This window comes from Acidovorax sp. Root217 (assembly GCF_001428645.1).
GTDB lineage: Bacteria > Pseudomonadota > Gammaproteobacteria > Burkholderiales > Burkholderiaceae_C > Acidovorax.
On the sequence record NZ_LMIH01000012.1, the window covers coordinates 115,826 to 134,762 of the forward strand.

20 protein-coding genes are annotated in these 18,937 nt (G+C 68.7%); 7 read left to right on the plus strand and 13 right to left on the minus strand.

Features of this window, described 5'->3' with window-relative positions; all coding sequences use genetic code 11:
- Positions 1–4: 4 nt before the first annotated feature.
- From ASE31_RS10675 to ASE31_RS10690, 4 genes are read left to right on the plus strand one after another with little or no spacing between them, the layout of a single operon-like run.
- The gene (locus ASE31_RS10675; protein ID WP_057201629.1) at positions 5–850 is read left to right on the plus strand and encodes an intradiol ring-cleavage dioxygenase; all 846 of its coding nucleotides are present in this window, start codon (positions 5–7) and stop codon (positions 848–850) included.
- A complete protein-coding gene (locus tag ASE31_RS10680; RefSeq protein WP_057201630.1) occupies positions 847–1,176 on the plus strand; it encodes a Dabb family protein in 330 nt (109 codons plus the stop codon). Before ASE31_RS10675 ends, ASE31_RS10680 begins: the two co-directional genes overlap by 4 nt.
- Positions 1,177–1,199: 23 nt before the next feature.
- The gene (locus tag ASE31_RS10685) at positions 1,200–2,282 is read left to right on the plus strand and encodes a maleylacetate reductase (RefSeq protein WP_057201631.1); all 1,083 of its coding nucleotides are present in this window, start codon (positions 1,200–1,202) and stop codon (positions 2,280–2,282) included.
- A 27-nt stretch (positions 2,283–2,309) separates the two neighbouring features.
- On the plus strand, positions 2,310–3,299 hold the full coding sequence (locus ASE31_RS10690) for a tripartite tricarboxylate transporter substrate binding protein (protein WP_057201632.1): 990 nt from the start codon (positions 2,310–2,312) through the stop codon (positions 3,297–3,299).
- A gap of 11 nt (positions 3,300–3,310) precedes the next feature.
- Here ASE31_RS10690 and ASE31_RS10695 read toward each other — a convergent pair whose 3' ends face one another.
- From ASE31_RS10695 to gcl, 7 genes are all read right to left on the minus strand, one after another.
- Positions 3,311–3,799: an Rrf2 family transcriptional regulator gene (locus ASE31_RS10695; RefSeq protein WP_057201633.1), complete on the minus strand. Its 489-nt coding sequence runs from the start codon at positions 3,797–3,799 to the stop codon at positions 3,311–3,313.
- 34 nt (positions 3,800–3,833) lie between these two features.
- Positions 3,834–4,505, minus strand: coding sequence for an alternative oxidase (locus ASE31_RS10700; protein WP_082604126.1), 672 nt, complete (start codon positions 4,503–4,505; stop codon positions 3,834–3,836).
- Between the two features lie 165 nt (positions 4,506–4,670).
- Positions 4,671–5,585, minus strand: a complete 915-nt coding sequence (locus tag ASE31_RS10705; protein WP_057201634.1) for an EamA family transporter — start codon at positions 5,583–5,585, stop codon at positions 4,671–4,673.
- A gap of 160 nt (positions 5,586–5,745) precedes the next feature.
- Entirely contained in the window at positions 5,746–7,026 is a 1,281-nt protein-coding gene (locus ASE31_RS10710; RefSeq protein ID WP_057201635.1) for a glycerate kinase, read from the minus strand.
- Positions 7,026–7,934: a 2-hydroxy-3-oxopropionate reductase gene (gene glxR, locus ASE31_RS10715; protein ID WP_057201636.1), complete on the minus strand. Its 909-nt coding sequence runs from the start codon at positions 7,932–7,934 to the stop codon at positions 7,026–7,028. The genes ASE31_RS10710 and glxR overlap by 1 nt, the downstream gene beginning before the upstream one ends.
- A 19-nt stretch (positions 7,935–7,953) precedes the next feature.
- Positions 7,954–8,736 carry a hydroxypyruvate isomerase gene (hyi, locus tag ASE31_RS10720; protein ID WP_057201637.1) on the minus strand — a complete coding sequence of 261 codons (783 nt, stop codon included), beginning with the start codon at positions 8,734–8,736 and terminating at the stop codon, positions 7,954–7,956.
- A gap of 23 nt (positions 8,737–8,759) precedes the next feature.
- Positions 8,760–10,556, minus strand: coding sequence for a glyoxylate carboligase (gcl, locus tag ASE31_RS10725; RefSeq protein WP_057201638.1), 1,797 nt, complete (start codon positions 10,554–10,556; stop codon positions 8,760–8,762).
- A gap of 143 nt (positions 10,557–10,699) precedes the next feature.
- On the opposite strand from gcl, the gene ASE31_RS10730 reads away from it, so the two are divergent.
- Both ASE31_RS10730 and ASE31_RS10735 read left to right on the plus strand, forming a co-directional pair.
- Entirely contained in the window at positions 10,700–11,623 is a 924-nt protein-coding gene (locus tag ASE31_RS10730) for a LysR family transcriptional regulator (protein WP_057201639.1), read from the plus strand.
- Positions 11,624–11,695: 72 nt separating this feature from the next.
- Positions 11,696–12,862 (plus strand): pyridoxal phosphate-dependent aminotransferase, encoded by a 1,167-nt coding sequence (locus ASE31_RS10735; protein ID WP_057201640.1) that lies wholly within the window; start codon positions 11,696–11,698, stop codon positions 12,860–12,862.
- Positions 12,863–12,867: 5 nt separating this feature from the next.
- Here ASE31_RS10735 and maiA read toward each other — a convergent pair whose 3' ends face one another.
- The 6 genes from maiA to ASE31_RS10765 are packed head-to-tail and all read right to left on the minus strand — an operon-like array spanning position 12,868 to position 17,752.
- Positions 12,868–13,518 (minus strand): maleylacetoacetate isomerase, encoded by a 651-nt coding sequence (gene maiA / locus ASE31_RS10740; protein WP_057201641.1) that lies wholly within the window; start codon positions 13,516–13,518, stop codon positions 12,868–12,870.
- 24 nt (positions 13,519–13,542) lie between these two features.
- Entirely contained in the window at positions 13,543–13,869 is a 327-nt protein-coding gene (locus ASE31_RS10745; RefSeq protein ID WP_057201642.1) for a non-heme iron oxygenase ferredoxin subunit, read from the minus strand.
- A gap of 12 nt (positions 13,870–13,881) precedes the next feature.
- Complete coding sequence (locus ASE31_RS10750) at positions 13,882–14,352, minus strand: aromatic-ring-hydroxylating dioxygenase subunit beta (RefSeq protein WP_057201643.1); 471 nt, start codon at positions 14,350–14,352, stop codon at positions 13,882–13,884.
- 1 nt (position 14,353) lies between these two features.
- Entirely contained in the window at positions 14,354–15,643 is a 1,290-nt protein-coding gene (locus tag ASE31_RS10755) for an aromatic ring-hydroxylating dioxygenase subunit alpha (protein WP_057201644.1), read from the minus strand.
- 40 nt (positions 15,644–15,683) lie between these two features.
- Positions 15,684–16,736: a gentisate 1,2-dioxygenase gene (gtdA, locus tag ASE31_RS10760; RefSeq protein ID WP_057201645.1), complete on the minus strand. Its 1,053-nt coding sequence runs from the start codon at positions 16,734–16,736 to the stop codon at positions 15,684–15,686.
- A gap of 20 nt (positions 16,737–16,756) precedes the next feature.
- Positions 16,757–17,752: a 2Fe-2S iron-sulfur cluster-binding protein gene (locus tag ASE31_RS10765; protein WP_057201646.1), complete on the minus strand. Its 996-nt coding sequence runs from the start codon at positions 17,750–17,752 to the stop codon at positions 16,757–16,759.
- 139 nt (positions 17,753–17,891) lie between these two features.
- Here ASE31_RS10765 and ASE31_RS10770 point away from each other — a divergent pair, with 139 nt between their 5' ends.
- Complete coding sequence (locus tag ASE31_RS10770; RefSeq protein ID WP_057201647.1) at positions 17,892–18,818, plus strand: LysR family transcriptional regulator; 927 nt, start codon at positions 17,892–17,894, stop codon at positions 18,816–18,818.
- Positions 18,819–18,937: the final 119 nt, after the last annotated feature.

An 18,937-nucleotide genomic window follows, 5' to 3' on the forward strand; every position in this document is an offset into this window, starting at 1 on the left:
AACCATGCGCAATCTCGACCAGGACAACATCACCCAGGCGGTCATCGCCAGCTTTGCGGGCACCGCCGACCCGCGCCTGAAGCAAATTCTCATCAGCCTGGTGCAGCACCTGCATGCCTTTGCCCGCGAGGTGGAACTGACCGAGGACGAGTGGTTCAAGGGCGTTGAATTCCTCACCCGCTGCGGCCACATCACCGACGACAAGCGGCAGGAGTTCATTCTGCTGTCGGACGTGCTGGGCCTGTCCATGCTCACCGTGGCCATGAACAACCACAAGCCCGAGGGCTGCACCGAGGCCACGGTGTTCGGCCCCTTCTACGTGAAGGACGCGCCGCAGTACGAACTGGGCGCTGACATCGCCAACGGCGCCAAGGGCACGCCCTGCCAGGTGCGCGGCACGGTGCGTGGCACGCGGGGCGAGGCCATTGCCGGCGCCACGCTCGATGTCTGGCAGTCCGACGACGACGGCCTGTACGACGTGCAGCACGAGGCGCTGGAGCAGGCGCAGGCGCGCGGGCAGCTGCGTGCCGACGGCGAGGGCCGCTACCACTTTCGCTCCATCGTCGCCGTGCCCTACGCCATTCCGCACGACGGGCCCGTGGGCGCCATGCTGCAGGCCACCGGCCGCCACCCCTGGCGCCCGGCGCACCTGCACTTCATGGTGAAGGCGCCGGGCTACGAGACGCTGATCACCCACGTCTTCCGGCAGGACAGCGACTACCTCGATTCCGACGCGGTGTTCGGTGTGCGCCAGTCCCTGGTCTGCGACTGGACCCAGCAGCCCGATGGCAGCTACCTGCTCGCGTACGACCTCGTGCTCAACCCTGCCAAGGCGGGAGTCCCTGCATGAGCCACACCACCCCCAGCGCCATCCGCCACATCGTGATGTGGAATGTGCAGGGCGATACACCCGCCGAACGGCAGCACAACATCGAGCGCCTGTGCGCCAGCTTCGGCAGTCTCAAGGGGCGCATCCCTGGGCTGCGGCACCTGGAGATCGGCGTGGACGTGAGCCGCACCGGCTACGCCTGCGACGTGGTGCTCTACAGCGAGTTCGATTCGCCCGAGGCCCTGGCCGCCTACGCCGAGCACCCCGAGCACCTGCGCGTGCGGGCCGAACTGGGCGCCATGCGCACCGCGCGCTACCAGGTGGACTACCCCGTCACTGTGGCGTGAGTGCGCCGCTGGAGAAGCACCCCATGCACGACTTCGTCTACCGCCACCAGTCGCCGCGCACCGTGTTCGGCGCCGGGGCGCTGGCCCACCTCGAACGCGAGATCGATCTGCTGGGCGCGCGGCGCGCCCTCGTGCTGTGCACGCCCGGGCAGGTGGCGCAGGCCCGGCAGGTGGCAGACCGCCTGGGTGCGCACGCAGCCGGCGTCTTTGCACGGGCCGAGATGCATGTGCCCATAGAGGCCGCACGGGCGGCGCGTGACGAGGCGCGCCGGCTGGGGGCCGACTGCGCCGTCGCCATCGGCGGCGGCTCCACCATCGGCCTGGGCAAGGCGATCGCGCTCGACTCGGGCCTGCCCATCCTGGCCATACCGACCACCTACGCGGGCAGCGAGATGACGCCGATCTACGGCATCACCGAAGCCGGCCTCAAGACCACCGGCCGCGATGCCCGGGTGATGCCGCGCACGGTGATCTACGATCCCGAGCTCACGCTGTCGCTGCCCGTGCCGCTGAGCATCACCAGCGGCATCAATGCCATCGCGCATGCGGTGGAGGGCCTGTACGCGCAGGACAGCAACCCTGTCATGGAGCTGATGGCCGAAGAGGGCATCCGCGCGCTGGCCCGGGCGCTGCCGGCCCTGCACCGCGATGGGGGCAATGTGCAGGCGCGCAGCGATGCCCTGTACGGCGCCTGGCTGTGCGGCAGCGTGCTGGGCAATGTCAGCGTGGCCCTGCACCACAAGCTGTGCCACACCCTGGGCGGCAGCTTCAACCTGCCCCATGCCGAGACCCACACCGTGGTGCTGCCGCATGCGCTGGCCTTCAACCTGGGCCATGTGCCCGGTGCCGCGCAGCGCATCGCGCGCGCCCTGGGGGGCGTGGACCCGGGCGACGTGGCTGGCGCGCTGTTCGACCTGGCGCAGGCCGCGGGCGCGCCCGTGGCCTTGCGTGACCTGGGCCTGCGCGAGGCCGACCTCGACACCGCATGCGACCTGGCCCTGACCCAGCAGTACCCCAACCCCCGGCCGCTGGAGAAGAGCGCTGTGCGCCATCTGCTGCAGATGGCCTACGAGGGGCGAAGACCCACTGCTGCGCCATCGCCGTAACGAACAACCATTCCAAAGGAGACAAGCATGACAACGAAAGCAACCCAACCATCCCCCCGCCGCCGCCTCATGGGCTTGGCGCTGCTCGCCCTGGCACCCTGCCTGGCAGTGCCGGCACTGGCGCAGGACAAGTACCCGAGCCGCCCCATCAAGGTGATCGTGCCCTTCCCGGCCGGCACGGCGCCCGACGTGATGGCGCGCTTCTGGGCCGAGCGTCTGTCCAAGGCCGTGGGCCAGGGCGTCATCGTCGACAACCGGCCGGGCGCCAGCACCATCGTCGGCACGCAGCAGTTCGTGGCTGCGCCGGCCGACGGCTACACCTTCCTGTACACCGCCAGCGGCACGATCTCGATCAACCCCTACGTCTACAAGAAGCTGCCCTACCAGGTCGGCGACCTGGTACCGGTGATCCAGACCCTGTCGATCCCGCTGGTGATCACCGTGGCCAGCAGCTCGCCCTTCAAGACCCTGCCCGACCTCATCAATGAGGCCAAAGACAAGCCGGGCAAGGTGAGCTATGCGTCCTACGGCGTGGCGACGGCGCCGCACGTGTCCATGGCGCATTTCGCCAACAGCGCCAACGTCTCGATGAACCACGTGCCCTACAAGGATGGCGGGCTCAATGACATCGTGGGCGGCACGGTGGACACGGCGTTCAGCCCCATCGCCGACGTGCTGCAGTTCATCCGCACGGGCCGGGTGCGGGCGCTGGCCGTGTCGAGCCGCCAGCGCCTCGAATCCCTGCCCCAGGTGCCCACCGTGGCCGAGACCTTCCCGGGCTTCGAGGGCGACTCCTGGCATGGCATCTTTGCCCTGAAGGGCACGCCGCAGGCCGCCATCGACATGGTGGCCGCCGCGTCGCAGAAGATCGTGGCCTCCGACGAGTACAAAAAGTACCTGGGCAGCATGGGCCTGGTGCCCATCGGCGGCACGCCCGAGGCCTTTGCCAGTGTGCTGCAGGTGGACAGCAAGCGCTGGGTCAACGTCATCAAGGGCAACAACATCACCCTGGACTGAGGGGGGCTTGCTCAGGCGTGGCTGCGGTCCGCTGCGGCCGGACGCTGTGCCAGCCCCTTCCAGGTGACGGGCTGCCACAGCGCCAACTGCGCCAGCGCCGGGCTGGTGTTGACCAGGTCGGCGATCGTATAGCGGTCGAGTTCGCGCAGGAAGACCTCGGTGGCCTGCCGCAGCGCCGCCTCCAGGCCGCAGCCGCCGGTCAGCACGCAGTGGTTGTCCTCGCCCATGCATTCCACCAGTGCGAAGTCGGCCTCCAGCCGGCGCACCACCTCGCCAAGCGAGAGCCTGCGCGGGTCCACCGCCAGGCGCATGCCGCCATTGCGGCCGCGCACCGTGTCCACCCAGCCTGTCTTGCCCAGCGCATGGGTGACCTTCATCAGGTGGGCCTGCGAGATGTCGAAGGCCTCGGTGATGTCGGCAATGGTGACCAGGGACTCGGTGCGCGAGGCCAGTACCAGCAGAACGCGCAGGGAGTAGTCGGTGAACAGGGTCAGGCGCATGGAGCTGGGCAGGAGGGCGTTGCGCTGGATTGTCTCAGCTGGCGTGTTGTGCGGTGGCCAAGCCGGCCAACGCATCGGCAAAGCCGTGGTTCACGTCGCGGTGGCCCGCCTCGTCGGCACGCACGGCCAGCACCACGTCGCGCAGGCGGGCATCGGCGGGCAGCTTCCAGTAGCCGATGGCGATGGCGGGTGCCGGCCCGTTCTCGACCCGGCCTGCGTCGATCTCTGCCAGGTACAGCGTGTAGCTGACCACGGCCTGCTCTTCGAAGTAGCCCACCAGGCGGTGTGCCGTGCGCGAAGTGACCAGGTACAGCGCGAAGAAGCACACGAAGAAAACGGCCTGGGTGAACAGGATCACCGCACGCTCGAACCAGTTGGGCCGGGCGATCTCGATGAAGGTCATGAGGTGCATGCGCTCGTTTTCTGCCTCGTCGAGCAGGGTGCGGATCCAGCCTTCGTCGTCCACCATCCAGCGCAGGCAGCGCAGGTGCACGAGCATGCCGCCCACCATGCCGGGGACGGCTGCCACCGTCTCGAGGACGATGGCGCGGTTGCCGTAGCGCTTGGCAAAGAAGGTATCGGCGAAAAAGCGCAGCGCGAGGGTGATGGACAGGGCCACGCGGTCGGAGAAGCCGGCGGCGGGGCGGTGCGCATCGAGGCTGTGGTCGGTGTGGGGGGCTTGGGTGCCGTGGGTGTCGGTGGTCATGGGTGCATTCCAGTAAAGGCGCTGGGATCGGATGGCCGGGGTCCTGGATGGCTTGCTGTCTACCGCGCCGCGTAAACATGGATTTAATGTATATCTTTAAGCGCCAGGCGTCAAGGGCGTCGCCCCCTCACGGTGACAGTGTCCCGCGTTACGGGCGTGCCGGGATCAGGCTTTCCACTGCAGCCGCAGGCGAGCCAGCAGCGGGGCCCCGAAGAGATTCACGAACAGGCCGACCATCAGCAAGGCTCCGCCGATGAAGTGCACTGGCTGCAAGGTCTCGCCAAAGGCCAGCCAGCCCGTGGTCAGGCCCACCAGCGGCACCAGCAGCGTGAAGGGCGCCACGCGGTTGATGGGGTAGCGCGAGAGCAGGAAGGTCCACACCCCATAGCCGAACAGCGTGGCCGCCCAGGCCAGGTAGGCCACCGAGGCGAAGGACGCCAGGCCGAAGCCCTGCAGTGCGGTCGAGATGGCGGCAGGCCCTTCGATCAGGAGCGACAGCGCCAGCAGCGGCAGCGGTGGCACCAGGCTGGCCCAGACCACGAAGGCCAGCTGGTTCATGGGTCCGTGCCGGCCCACGGCGCGGCTCACGATATTGCCGCAGGCCCACATGGCGGCGGCGGCCACCGTGAGCAGAAACCCCAGCAGCGGCATCGAGGCGCCATGCGCGCTGCCGATCAGCACCAGCCCCCCGGCCGCCAGCAGCAGGCCCGCCAGCTGGTTGCCCTGCCAGCGCTCGCGCAGCCACAGGGCCGTGAGCACCAGCGTGAAGAACGATTGCGACTGCAGCACCAGCGAGGCCAGGCCCGAGGGCATGCCCACGTGGATGGCGCTGAACAAGAAGGCGAACTGCCCCACAGACATGGTCAGCCCGAAGGCCAGGTACAGGCGCAGGGGCACCTTCGGCGCCTTGAAGAACAGCAGCGCTGGGAAGGCGGCAAGCATGAAGCGCAGCGCCCCCAGCAGCAGCGGCGGCACGCCGACCAGGCCGACCTTGATCACGGCGAAGTTGACACCCCAGACAAGGATCACGAGCAGCGCGAGCACCAGGTCGCGCGGGCGCAGGGCGGCGGGCGCGCTCATGGGGCGGACCTTGGGTTGGCAAAAACGAGGAGATGGGGCAGGGGGCGGATTCGGCAGGGCATCCCCGAATCTTAGGCCTTGCGCGTGTTCGGCTCCATGCACGCGGGGGACAACCGGGTATCAGAATCGGACATTCCAGCACCGCTTGGTGCCCGCGCTTTCAGGGCGCGTCGATCACGATGGCCCGGAAGTCGTTCACATTGGTCAGCGTAGGCCCGGTCACCACCGCGTCGCCGAGCGCGCCGAAGAATCCATGGCCGTCGTTGCGTGCCAGAGCATCGGCGGGCCGGATGCCCAGGGCCTGCGCGCGCTGCAGCGTGGTGGGCGTGAGCTGCGCGCCCGCGATCTCCTCCTGGCCGTCCACGCCGTCGGTATCGCCCGCGAGGGCGTGGATGCGCGGATGCCCCTGCAGCGCCAGCGCCATGGAGAGCAGGCATTCCACATTGCGCCCGCCGCGCCCGTTGCCGCGCACGGTGACCGTGGTCTCGCCGCCAGAGAGCAGCACGCACGGTGCGGAAAACGGCTGCTGGCGCTGCGCCACCTGCAGTGCCATGCCGCCCAGCACCCGGCCCACATCACGCGCCTCGCCCTCCAGCGCATCGCCCAGGATGTACGGGGTGTAGCCGGCCTGGCGCGCCACCTCGGCCGCGGCCTCCAGGGCCATTTGGGGCGTGGCCACTATGCGCACCTCGCTGCGGGCCAGGTGGGGGTGGCCCGGCTTGGGCGATTCGCCCTGGCCCGACTCCAGCAGCTCGCGCGCCGCCGGTGGCAGCGCGATGCCGTAGCGGCGCACGATGTCCAGCGCATCGGCACAGGTCGTGACGTCGCCCACGGTGGGGCCTGAGGCGATGTCGGCGGGCGAGTCGCCCGGCACGTCCGACAGCAGCAGGGTCAGCACACGCGCCGGGTGGCAGGCCAGCGCCAGCCGCCCGCCCTTGATGGCCGAGAGGTGGCGGCGCAGGCAGTTCATCTCGCTGATGGTGGCGCCCGACTGCAGCAGCGCGCGGTTCACCTCCTGCTTCATGGCCAGGGTGATGCCCGGCAGCGGCAGGGGCAGTAGCGCCGAGCCGCCGCCCGAGATGAGGCACACCACCAAATCGTCTGCGCGCAGGCCGGCCACGCAGTCGAGCATGCGCTGCGCGGCCGCCATGCCGGCCGCGTCGGGCACGGGGTGGGCGGCCTCCACGATCTCGATGTGGCGGCAGGAAGCGGCGTACCCATAGCGCGTGACGACCAAGCCCGAAAGCGGTCCATCCCAGTGGTCCTCCACCGCCCGCGCCATTGCGGCCGATGCCTTGCCGGCGCCGATAACGACGAGGCGGCCCGTGCCCAGCGACGCAGGGGAGGGCAGGTGCGGCGGCACGCACAGGGCCGGCTGGGCGCTGGCGATGGCCGCGTCGAACATGCGGCGCAGCAACTGCTGCTGGGGTGCGGTCGCCATCAGCGGGCCGGCGCCTGGCCGATCTCGAAATTCGCCATGGCTTCGAGCGCGCGCACCAGGGCCGAGTGGTCCCATCCCGCGCCGCCATGCGCCACGCAGGTGTTGAACAGCTCTTGCGCGGTGGCGGTGTTGGGCAGGGCCACGCCCAGGGCACGCGCACTGGCCAGGGCCAGGTTCAGGTCCTTCTGGTGCAGCTCGATGCGAAAGCCGGGGTCGAAGGTGCGGCGCAGCATGCGCTCGCCATGCACTTCGAGGATCTTGGACGAGGCGAAGCCGCCCATCAGCGCCTGGCGCACGCGCGCCGGGTCGGCACCGGCCTTGGCGGCGAACAGCAGGGCCTCGGCCACTGCCTCGATGTTCAGCGCCACGATGATCTGGTTGGCCACCTTGGCGGTCTGCCCGTCGCCATTGCCGCCCACCAGGGTGATGTTCTTGCCCATCAACTCGAACAGCGGCTTGACGCGCTCGAACGCCGCGTCCGGCCCGCCGACCATGATGGACAGCGTGGCGTTCTTCGCCCCCACCTCGCCGCCCGAGACCGGCGCATCGAGGTAGTCGCAGCCCAGGGCGTTGATGCGCTGTGCGAAGTCCTTGGTGGCGATGGGCGAGATGGAGCTCATGTCCACCACGGTCTTGCCCTTGCTGAGACCGGCCGCCACGCCGGTCTCCCCGAACAGCGCTGCCTCCACGTGCGGCGTGTCTGGCACCATGGTGAAGATGACGTCTGCACGTTCGGCCACGCCACGCGCGGTGACGCACTGCGTGGCCCGGCTTTCGGCAATGGCGGGCGGCACGCGCCCGCGGGTGTGCACGAACAGCTGGTGGCCGGACTGGATCAGGTGCTGCGCCATGGGCGCGCCCATGGTGCCCAGGCCGATGAAACCGATCTTGAGGGAAGTGGTGGTCATTGGGAGATGTCCTTGCAAGTCAGGGTTGGGTAAGGGCTTCGCGCCAGCCCAGGCCAGCCTCGGTGGTGGTGGCGGGCTTGTATTCGCAGCCGATCCAGCCCGTGTAGCCGATGGCGTCGATGTGCTTGAAGAGCCAGGCGTAGTTGATCTCCCCGGTGCCCGGCTCGTTGCGGCCCGGGTTGTCGGCCAGCTGGATGTGGCCGATGCGCGGCAGGTGCTTGGCTAAAGTGGCGGCCAGCTCGCCCTCCATGCGCTGGGCGTGGTAGATGTCGTACTGCACGAAGGCATTGCTGGCATCCACCTCGTCGAGCAGATCCAGAGCCAGGGCCGTGGTGTTCACGGAGAAGCCCGGGATGTCATGGGTGTTGATGGGCTCGACCAGCAGGCGCAGCCCGGCCTGGCGCAGCTCCTGCGCGGCAAAGCGCAGGTTCTCCACCAGCGTGCGGCGCAGCAGCTCCGGGGACGCGCCGACCGGCGCCTTGCCGGCCAGGCAGTTGAGCTGGTTCACGCCCAGGGCCTGGGCATAGGCAATGGCCTGGGCCACGCCGGCGCGGAACTCGGCCTCGCGCCCGGGCAGGCAGGCGATGCCGCGCTCGCCCGCGCCCCAGTCGCCCGCAGGCAGGTTGTGCAGCACCAGCTGCAGGCCATGGGCGTCGAGCTGGGCCCGGATCTCCTCGGCCGGCCAGGCGTAGGGGAAGAGGAACTCGACGGCCGTGAAGCCGGCGCGCGCGGCGGCACCAAAGCGGTCGATGAAAGGCAGCTCGGTGAAGAGCATGGCCAGGTTGGCGGCAAAGCGGGGCATGCGGGTGTCTCCTTGAATGTTGTTCAGTCGAGCAGGCCGGCGAGTTCCAGGCCGCCACGTCCACCGGGGTGGCGGCAGTCGATGGCCTCGAACTCGTTGACCTTGTCGATCTCGGTGCCCATGGCGATGTTGGTGACCTTCTCCAGGATCACCTCCACCACCACCGGCACGCGGTGCTCGCGCGCCAGGGCCAGGGCCTCGGTGAGGGCGCCAGCGATCTTCTCGGGGTCGGTCACGCGCAGCGAGCGGCAGCCCAGGCCCTGCACCACGGCCTGGTGGTCCACGCCGTAGCTGCGCAGGTCGCCTTCGCCCGGCGCCACGTTCTGGTTCTCGAAGGCCAGCTGCACGCAGTAGTCCATGTCGAAGCCGCGCTGGGCCTGGCGGATCAGGCCCAGGTAGCTGTTGTTCACCAGCACCTGCACATAGGGCAGGTTGAACTGCGCCCCCACGGCCAGCTCTTCCATCAAAAACTGGAAGTCGTAGTCGCCCGAGAGGCCGACCACCGTGCGCGTGGGGTCAGACGCCACCACACCCAGCGCAGCGGGAATGGTCCAGCCCAGCGGGCCGGCCTGGCCGCAGTTGATCCACTGGCGCGGGCCGTAGACGTGCAGGAACTGCGCGCCCGCGATCTGGCTCAGGCCGATGGTGCTCACGTAGATGGTGTCGCGCGGCAGCACGGCGTTCATCTCCTCGTACACGCGCATGGGCTTGATCGGGGTCTCGGTGAAGTGCGACTTGCGGTGCATCAGCGACTTGCGTTCGGCGCAGCGGCCGGCCCAGTCGCTGCGGTCGGGCAGACCCCGGGTGTCCTTGCGCTCACGCGCCACCTGCACCAGCAGCTGCAGCGCGGCGCGCGCGTCGCTGACGATGCCGAAGTCGGGGTTGAACACGCGGCCGATCTGTGTGGGCTCGATGTCGATGTGCACGAAGGTGCGGCCCTTGCAGTACACCTCGGGCGAGCCGGTGTGCCGGTTGGCCCAGCGGTTGCCGATGCCCATTACGAAGTCGCTGGCCAGCAAGGTGGCATTGCCGTAGCGGTGGCTGGTCTGCAGCCCGCACATGCCGGCCATCAGCGGGTGGTCGTCGGGCAGGGTGCCCCAGCCCATGAGCGTGGGGATCACGGGCACGCCGGTCAGCTCGGCAAACTCCACCAGCAGGTCCGAGGCATCGGCGTTGATGATGCCGCCGCCGGCCACGATGAGCGGGCGCTCGGCGGCTTCGAGCATGTCCAGCGCCTTTTCCACCTGCCTGCGCGTGGCGGCGGGCTTGTAGACCGGCAGCGGTTCATAGGTGTCGATGTCGAACTCGATATCGGCCATCTGCACGTCGAAGGGCAGGTCGATCAGCACCGGCCCGGGCCGGCCCGAGCGCATCAGGTGAAAGGCCTGCTGGAAGGCGCGCGGCACCAGGGCCGGCTCGCGCACCGTCACGCTCCACTTGGTCACTGGCTTGGAGATGGACTCGATGTCCACCGCCTGGAAGTCCTCCTTGTACAGCCGGGCACGCGGCGCCTGGCCGGTGATGCACAGGATGGGAATGCTGTCGGCGATGGCCGAGTACAGGCCGGTGATCATGTCGGTGCCGGCCGGCCCGCTGGTGCCCACGCACACGCCGATGTTGCCGGCCCGGGCGCGGGTATAGCCCTCCGCCATGTGCGAGGCGGCCTCCACGTGGCGGGCCAGGATGTGGGTGAGCGACTGGCGCTCGCGCACCGCCGCATAGAACGGGTTGATCGCTGCGCCGGGCACGCCGAACAGCTGCGTGATGCCCTCTTTCTCCATCACCAACACGGCGGCCATGGCGGCCTTCATTGTTGCCATCGGGGTCTCCTGTCAAGGGGTTTGAAAACTGATGTACTGGATGCTCCCCGCATTGGCCAAAGCCCGGAACCCGCATCCAGGGCATTAGCGTTATTCCCTTTTGGAATGCAATCAGCCGCCGGGCGCTGCCGATAATCGTTTCCATGGATCGCCTTCTCGGAGTCAAACTGTTCGTGCGCGTGGTCGACCTGGGCTCGTTCAGCAAGGCTGCCGCCGAGATGGGCGTGGGCCAGCCCTCGGCCACCAAGCTCGTGGCCCAGCTCGAAAAGCAGCTCGGTTCGCGCCTGCTGCACCGCAGCACGCGCGGCGTGTCGCCCACCGAGATCGGCCGCCTGTACTACGCCAAGTGCAAGCTCATCACCCACCATGTCGAAGAAGCCGAGACCGTGGCCGCGCTGCTGCAGTCCCAGGTGCAGGGCGGGCTGCGCATCAGCACCTCGGTGGCCTTCGGGCGGCGCGTGCTGGTGCCGCTGGTGATGCGCTTCATGCGCGAGAACCCGCGCCTGCAGATCGAGCTGGTCTTCGAGGACCGCTACGTGAACCTGGTGGAGCAGGGCATCGACGTCGCGATTCGCATGGGGCGCCTGGCCGATTCCACGCTGGGCGCGCGCTACCTGGGGCTCAACCCCTGGGTGCTGGTGGCCTCGCCCGGGTACCTGGCGCAGCGCGGCACGCCCGCCGAGCCGGCCGACCTGGCGCGTCACGACGCGCTGGTCTACAGCACCGCACAGGGCGATGCGCGCTGGCACCTGGGCAACGGCTCGGGTGCGGCGCTCACGGTGCCGGTGGCCGGGCCGCTGCGCTCCAACAACCTCTCGGCCCTGCTGGCCGCCGCGCGCGGCGGCATGGGCATCGCGGCGCTGCCGACCTACGTGGCGCACGGCTCGCTCGAGGGCGGCGCCGTCGTGTCGCTGCTGCCCGGCTGGACCCTGCCGCCACAGGAGATCCATGCCGTCTACCCTTCGCCGCGCATGGTGCCTGCCAAGGTGGTGAGCTTCATCGAATGGCTGCAGCTGCAGATGGGCGAGCGCTGGTGGGCTGTGCAGGGCGGCGATCAATCGCCCTGAAGGGCCCTGGAAAAAGCGCTACGCTTGCAGTCCCTTCACCGATTTGCTGCGGGCCACCGCCGTTTTCCGACCATGCGCGAGACCATCCAGACCCTCGAACCCTCCATGATCCGCGAGGTCGCCAACGCCGGCCTGGGGCGCGACGACGTGCTGGCCTTCTGGTTCGGCGAGAGCGATGAGGTCACGCCCGAGGTGGTGCGCAACGCCGCCATCGAATCCCTGCAGCGCGGCGAGACCTTCTACAGCCACAACCTGGGCCTGCCTGCGCTGCGCGAGGCGGTGGCGCGCTACACCAGCACCCTGCACCCGGCGGTGGACGCGGGCCGCATCGCGATCACCTCGGGCGGCGTCAGTGCGCTGATGCTGGCCGTGCAGACCCTGGTGGATGCGGGCGACGAGGTGGTGGTGGTCACGCCCGTGTGGCCCAACCTGGTGGCGCAGCCGGTGATCCTGGGCGCGCGCGTGCGCACCTTGCCGCTGACTCCCGCCGACGGGCAGTGGACGCTGGACCTGGATGCCCTGTGCCAGGCCGTGACCGCCCAGACCCGGCTGCTCATCCTCAACGCCCCCAACAACCCCACGGGCTGGACGCTGACGCGCGCCGAGCAGCAGCGCATCCTGGACCACTGTCGCAGCACGGGCACCTGGATGCTGGCCGACGAGGTCTACGAGCGCCTCTACTACGAGCCCACCGAGAACCGCTGCGCGCCGAGCTTTCTGGACATTGCCGGCGCCGACGACCGGCTGGTGTTGGCGCACAGCTTCTCCAAGAGCTTTCTCATGACCGGCTGGCGCCTGGGCTGGCTGGTGCTGCCGCCCGCGCTGGTGGACGGCATCGCCAAGGTCATCGAGTTCAACACCTCGTGCGCCAGCGTGTTCACCCAGCGCGCGGCCCTGGCGGCGCTGGAGCACAGCGAGGAGATCACGCCGCGCGTGGTGGCGCACCTGAAGACCTGCCGCGACACGCTGGTGCCCTTGCTCGCCCAGGTGCCGGGCGTCAAGGTGACGGCTGCGCGCGGCGGCATGTACGCCTTCTTCCAGATCGAAGGCTTCAATGACTCACTCACCCTGGCCAAGCGCCTGGTGACCGAGGCCGGCCTGGGCCTGGCACCGGGCAATGCCTTTGGCGCCGAAGCCCAGGGCTGGCTGCGCTGGTGCTTTGCGTCCAAGGACCCGGCGCGCCTGGTCGAAGGCGTGCGGCGCCTGCGGGCCTGGCTGGAGTCCAACGCGCCGCGCTGAGCCCTTTATTGCGCGTCGGCCTGTGCAGAGGGGTGCGCCTGCTGGAAGGCCGGCAGCGCAGCGCAGCGCTCGTCGATGGCCACCAGCGTGGGGTAGGGCGACAGGTCCACGTCGAAGCGCCGCGCGTTGAAGATCTGCGGCACCAGGCAGCAGTCGGCCAGGGTGGGCGTTTCGCCAAAGCAGAAGCCGCCGCTGTGGCCTGCGGCGGTGATCTCGGCCTCCAACGCCTCGAAGCCCTGGGCGATCCAGTGCTTGATCCAGTCGCTCTTGGCCGCGTCGGCCACGCCCAGGGTGCCCGTCAGGTACTTGAGCACGCGCAGGTTGTTGATCGGGTGGATCTCGCAGGCGATCACCAGCGCCAGTTGCCGCACGTAGGCGCGGTCGGCCAGGGCGCTGGGCAGCAGCGGCGTGGTGGGGTACTTTTCTTCCAGGTATTCGAGGATGGCCAGCGACTGGCTCACGCGCATGCCGTCTTCGCCGAACACGGGGACCAGGCCCTGGGGGTTGATGGCCTTGTACTCTGGCTTGAGGTGCTCGCCGCCATCGCGCACCAGGTGCACAGGGATCTGCGTGGCCATGAGGCCCTTGAGGTTGAGCGCGATGCGCACCCGGTAGGCGGCCGAGCTGCGGAAATAGGTGTAGAGAATGCGGTCCATGGCAGCGATGATAGTGCGCTGCCTTCAGCCGAGTGCCAGATACACCCGCCCGCCCTCGATGCGCACCGGGTAGGTGCGCACGGCCTCGGTCACGGGCTGGCAGGTGGGCGCACCGCTGCGCACGTCGAACCGGCCCTGGTGCAGCGGGCACTCGATCTCGTGGCCGTCCAGAAAGCCGTCGCACAGCCGGGCGTGGCCGTGGGTGCACAGGTTGTCGGTGGCGTAGACCGCGCCCTCCACGCCGTAGAGGGCAATGTCGCGGCCGTCCACGGCCAGGCCGATCACGTCGTCCTGCGGTACGTCGTCGAACGCGGCCGCATCGGTCCATTGCTGGGTGGTGGTGTTGTTCATGGCTTGGACTTTCTAGATCGGGTAGATGATCGAGTTGGGGATCATTTCGCTGTCGTAGACGACGAGCTTCTTCGCGAACTTCAGGCCCTCGGCCGTGCGCACCACCTCGTCGATATAGCGGCCCGCGTTGAACACCGTGGACATCTGCGACAGCTTGGTGCGCAGCACGGCGTAGTTGGCCTCGCAGTGGATGCGCTCGCCGTCGAGCTGGCGCACCACCGGCGCGCCGATGATGTGGCGCTGGTAGTAGGGGTCGTGGAACAGGGTCTCCTTGATGCCGTAGACCCTGTCCCGCAGCATGCCCTTGCTCTCGAAGGACAGCGTGGCCAGCGGAAAGCCGCGCTCGTGGTTTTCGCGCGGCTGCAGGCGGTAGCTGCAGTCGTCGGTGAAGAAGCCGGGCCACAGGTCCCAGTCGCCCGAGTCGACGGCGCTGGCGTAGTCGGCATAGAGCTGGGTCAGGGCGTAGTAGGTGGCGAAGTCCATCTCAGCCCCCCTCTTCCTGCGGTGGAGCATCGTCTTCCATCACTTCACGCCAGTATTGGTACATGCCGCGGATCAGGGTCTCGGTCACCATGTGGTCGGTGTCGCCCACCTCGCGCCCGCCCAGTTCGGCCAACGCGCGGTGAAAAGGCTTTTGCTCGAAGCCCTGCTGCGAAAACTCGATCACCTCGCCATCGTCGGCCGAGACAAAGCCCGCCGGGCCGAACAGGTTGGCCTGGCGCAGGCGGCGCTGAGTCATCTCGGCTGTGTCGTCCTCGAAGCCGAAGTGCGTCCACACGAAGTCGAAGGCGCCATGGCCTGCGGGCTGGATGTGGCGCGTGGAAACGCTGTTGACCTGCTGCTGCAGGATCACGCTCGGGAACAAGGTCATCATCACTGCCGTGGGCCCGCCCCACCAGGGCTCGGGCACGATGTCCAGAAAGCGCGGGTCTTCAAGCTGCATGCTTTCCTTGAAGCTGGACACCTGCGTGACCTGGCCGGCCTTGCCCGCCTGGCCGCGCGTGGAGACCATGGCCGCATGGCGGTGGCGCGCGTCCATGGTGAGCTCGCTCTTGTTGTCCGCGCGCCAGAGCCCGAAGGTCACGAACCAGGTGTGCAGCAGGCCGGGGTGGTAGGGGTCCTTGATGTTCTCCTGCATCAGCTTCCAGTTGCCCGGAATGCGCTGGCGGTTGTAGCCCAGCAGGGTGAGCTTGCGGCCATCGAACAGCCGGTCGAAGTAGGCCAGGATTTCGGGGCCGAGAAAGTCCTCGAACGGTTCCACGCCATGGTCGAACGAGGCGAACACTACGCCGCCGCGCGTGGCGACTTTCAGCTTGTTGAGGCTGTGCTCGGCCGGGTCGAAGTCCGCCGGCATGCCGCCGTGGACCTTGCCGTCCTGCTTCACGCCGCGGCGGAATGGCACTCCCTGCAGGTCGCCCTTCAAGGTGTAGTTCCACTGGTGGTAGGGGCAGACCAGCTCCTTGCGGTTGCCCGAGCGCTCGCGGCAGAACTGCATGCCGCGGTGCGCGCAGACGTTCTCGATCACGTTGATGCCGCCCTCGGCATCGCGCACCATGACCACTGAGCGCTCGCCGATCGCCGTGCGTTTGAAGTCGCCCGCGTTCGGGATCTCGGCTTCGAGGCCCACATAGCACCAGTGCTTCTGGTAGAAGAAGCGTTCGAGCTCCTTGCGGTGCAGCGCTTCGTCGGTGTAGACCTTGAAGGGCACGCGGCTCGTGCCCGGGCCCTCCCACCGGGCCTGTGCCGGGAAGATGGTGTGGGGTTCGCTGCTCATGGCTGTCTCCTTGTTTCTTGTGGTGGGCGGTGCCGCGGCATCACAGCCGCTCCTCGCGCCACAGGCCCAGGGCCTTCTGCATCGGGCGGTCCGAGTACGAAAAGAGGATGGTGTCGGCCCGGGCGCGCAGGGCCAGCGTGTGCCAGGACGGCACGACGAACACGTCGCGTTCCTCGAAGGCACAGGTCTGGCCTTCGATCTCCGCCTCGCCGCCGCCCTCCAGGCAGACATACACCGTGCCGTCAGTGCAGCGGTACGGGCGGGTGGAAAAGCTGGCTGGCAGGCGCTGGGCGAAGGTGCCCAGGGTGGGCATGGGCGACGCCCCGGTGGCCGGGTTCACGAAGCGCTGCTTGAAGCCCAGGTGCGGATCGGGCGCGCCCTGGGACAGGGCGAGCAGCGCGGCCCGCGTTTGCGCGTAGGGGTAGACGAACAAGCGGGTGGGATCGCCTGGCTGCGGTGGTGGCTCGTCCATGGGCAGCATGTTGGCGCCGTAGCGCGCCAGGGCGTCGCCCTCCGGTCGCTCCACGCCCTGCGACCGCTCCAGGGACTTTTCGGCAAAACCGGCGTCCAGAAAGCGCACCAACGGAATGTCGAGACCATCGAGCCAGACCACGGGCTCGCTGCCCAGGTTGCCATGGTCGTGCCAGGTCCAGGCCGGAGTGATGATGAAGTCGCCCCGGCGCATGGTCACGCGCTCGCCGTTCACCGATGTGTAGGCCCCCTCGCCATCGAGCACCAGTCGCAGGGCGGACTGCGTGTGGCGGTGCGCGGGCGCCACCTCGCCCGGCAGGATCAGCTGCAGCCCCGCATACAGCGACTGCGTGATGCACGACTGCCCGCGCAGGCCGGGGTTCTCGAGGATGAGCACGCGGCGCTCGGCTTCCTCTGCGCTGATCAGCCGGCCCGCCTCCATCACCTGGTCGCGCACCGCCGCGTACGACCAGTGGTGCGGCACCGCCGGCGAGCGCGGCTCTGGGGGCACCAGTGCGCCCAGTACTTCCCACAGCGGCGTCATGCTGTTGCCGCCGATACGCTCGTAGTAGGCCTTGCGCGCGGCCAGGCTCGCTGCGGAATGGGAGTGGGCTGGGTGCATCGGTAATTCCTTGGAGGCAGTCATGTGCCACTGGCGTAGAAGGCATCGGCATGTACCTGCGCAGGCAACACGCCCATGCGGCGCACCAGCAGTGCGGTGGCCTCCACCATCGGTGGTGCGCCGCAGAGGTAGGCGCGAAACCCGGCCAGGTCCTGCCAGTCCTGCGCGATGGCGTCGGTGACCAGGCCCGTGCGGCAGCCCGCAGCGCGCCCCGAGGCCAGCACCGTGTGCACGCTGAGGGCAGGGTGCTCGTGCTGCAGCGCGGCCAACCATTCCAGACCATAGACGTCGCGCTCGGAACGCACGCCAAAGTACAGGTGCATCGGGTTGCGCATGCCGGCCGCGAGCGCGCCGCGCACGATGGACAGGATGGGCGCCAGGCCCGTGCCACCGGCCACGCAGAGCATGGGGCCGGTGTGCTGGCGCCGCAGGTAGGCCGAGCCCAGCGGGCCGCTCACGCGCGCCGTGTCGCCCACCTTCAGCTCCTGCGCGATGTACCCTGTCACGCGCCCCTCGGGCACCAGCCGCACATGGAACTCCAGCTCGCCATCACCGGCCAGGCCCGCCATGGAATAGGGGCGCGCATGCGCGGGCGTGAACTGCAGCTGCGCGTACTGGCCCGGAGAAAAGTCGAGGGGCTTGGCCGGCTGCAGGCGCAGGCGCCTGATGTCGTGGGTCGCATCCTCGATGGCGACCACTGTGGCCTTGAGGGTGCGCGCGGTATGCACCACCACCTCGTCGGGCTCGGCGATCTCCACCGTGCAGGGCTCGGTCACGAAGGTCTGGCAGGCCAGCACATAGCCGGCATCGCCATCGGTGGCAGCGCCCAGAGGGCGTTGGGCCTCGCGGCCCGATTCGAGTACGTCGCCCGCCACCACCTTGCAGCGGCAGGTGCCGCAGCGCCCGGCCATGCAGCTGTACGACACAGGCACGTCGTTGGCGCGCAGGGCATCGAGCAGGTTCACGCCTGCGGCGACGTGCAAGGTGCGCCGCAGTGGGCGGACATGGATTTCCATCGTGCGTTGTCTCTTGGTTCGGGATCGCCGCGCTCCCTGGGGGAGTCATGGCGGCGATGATCCGGCCCACCTGAAAATCAGTCAACGCGATGGGATCAATGTTGAATATCATTGAAATCAATATTCATCGGGGCAGGCCATGGAGCTCAAGGACATCGATCTCAATTTGCTGGTGGTCTTCAACCAGTTGCTCACCGAGCGCAAGGTCTCCAAGGTGGCCGAGAACCTGGGCCTGGGCCAGCCGGCCGTGAGCAATGCCCTGGCGCGCCTGCGCCGGCAGTTCGACGACCCCCTGTTCCTGCGCACCGCCAGCGGCATGCAGCCCACGCCGTTCGCCGAGCAACTGGCCGAGTCGGTGGGCTATGCGCTGGGCATGATCCACGGCGCGGTGAATGCGCGCAATGCCTTCGACCCTGCCGGCAGCAGGCGCAGCTTTACGGTGGGCATGACCGACATCGGGGAGATCTACTTCCTGCCGCAGCTCATGCAGCGCATCGGCGAGCTGGCACCGGGTGTGGCCATCAGCACCGTGCGCAACACGGCGGTCAACCTCAAGGACGCGATGGAGGCCGGCCAGGTGGACCTGGCCATCGGCCTGCTGCCGCAGCTCAAGGCGGGTTTCTTCCAGCGCCGGCTGTTCGAGCAGGACTATGTGGTGCTGCTGCGCCAGGGCCACCGGCTCGCGCAGCGCAGGCAGTTGCGCGCAGCGGACTTCTTCGCGGCCGAACATGTGGCCGTGGTCTCGGCCGGCACCGGCCATGGCCAGGTCGACGAAATCCTGGACAGGCACTCACCCGAGCGGCGCGTGAAGCTCAAGGTTCCGCACTTCGTGGCCATCGGCCACATCCTGCAGTCCACCGACCTGATCGCCACCGTGCCCGAGCGGCTGGCTGGGCGCATGGTGGAGCCCTTCGGTCTGGTGGCGCGTCCGCACCCGGTCAAGCTGCCGCGCATCGCCATCAACCTCTTCTGGCACGCCAAGTACCACAAGGACCCCGCCAGCCAGTGGCTGCGCACGCTGGTCTTCGATCTGCACTCGGATTTTGCGGGGCAGGCGCCTGCCTGAGCTCCGTTACTCGCAACGCCAAGAGCCGCCCGCATCCCATGAAACCGGCGCGGCCGAAGCCAGTGCCCCCGCGCAAGGGCCGCCCCGCCGCGCTGGGGGCGTCCCCCTCCCGACTCGCG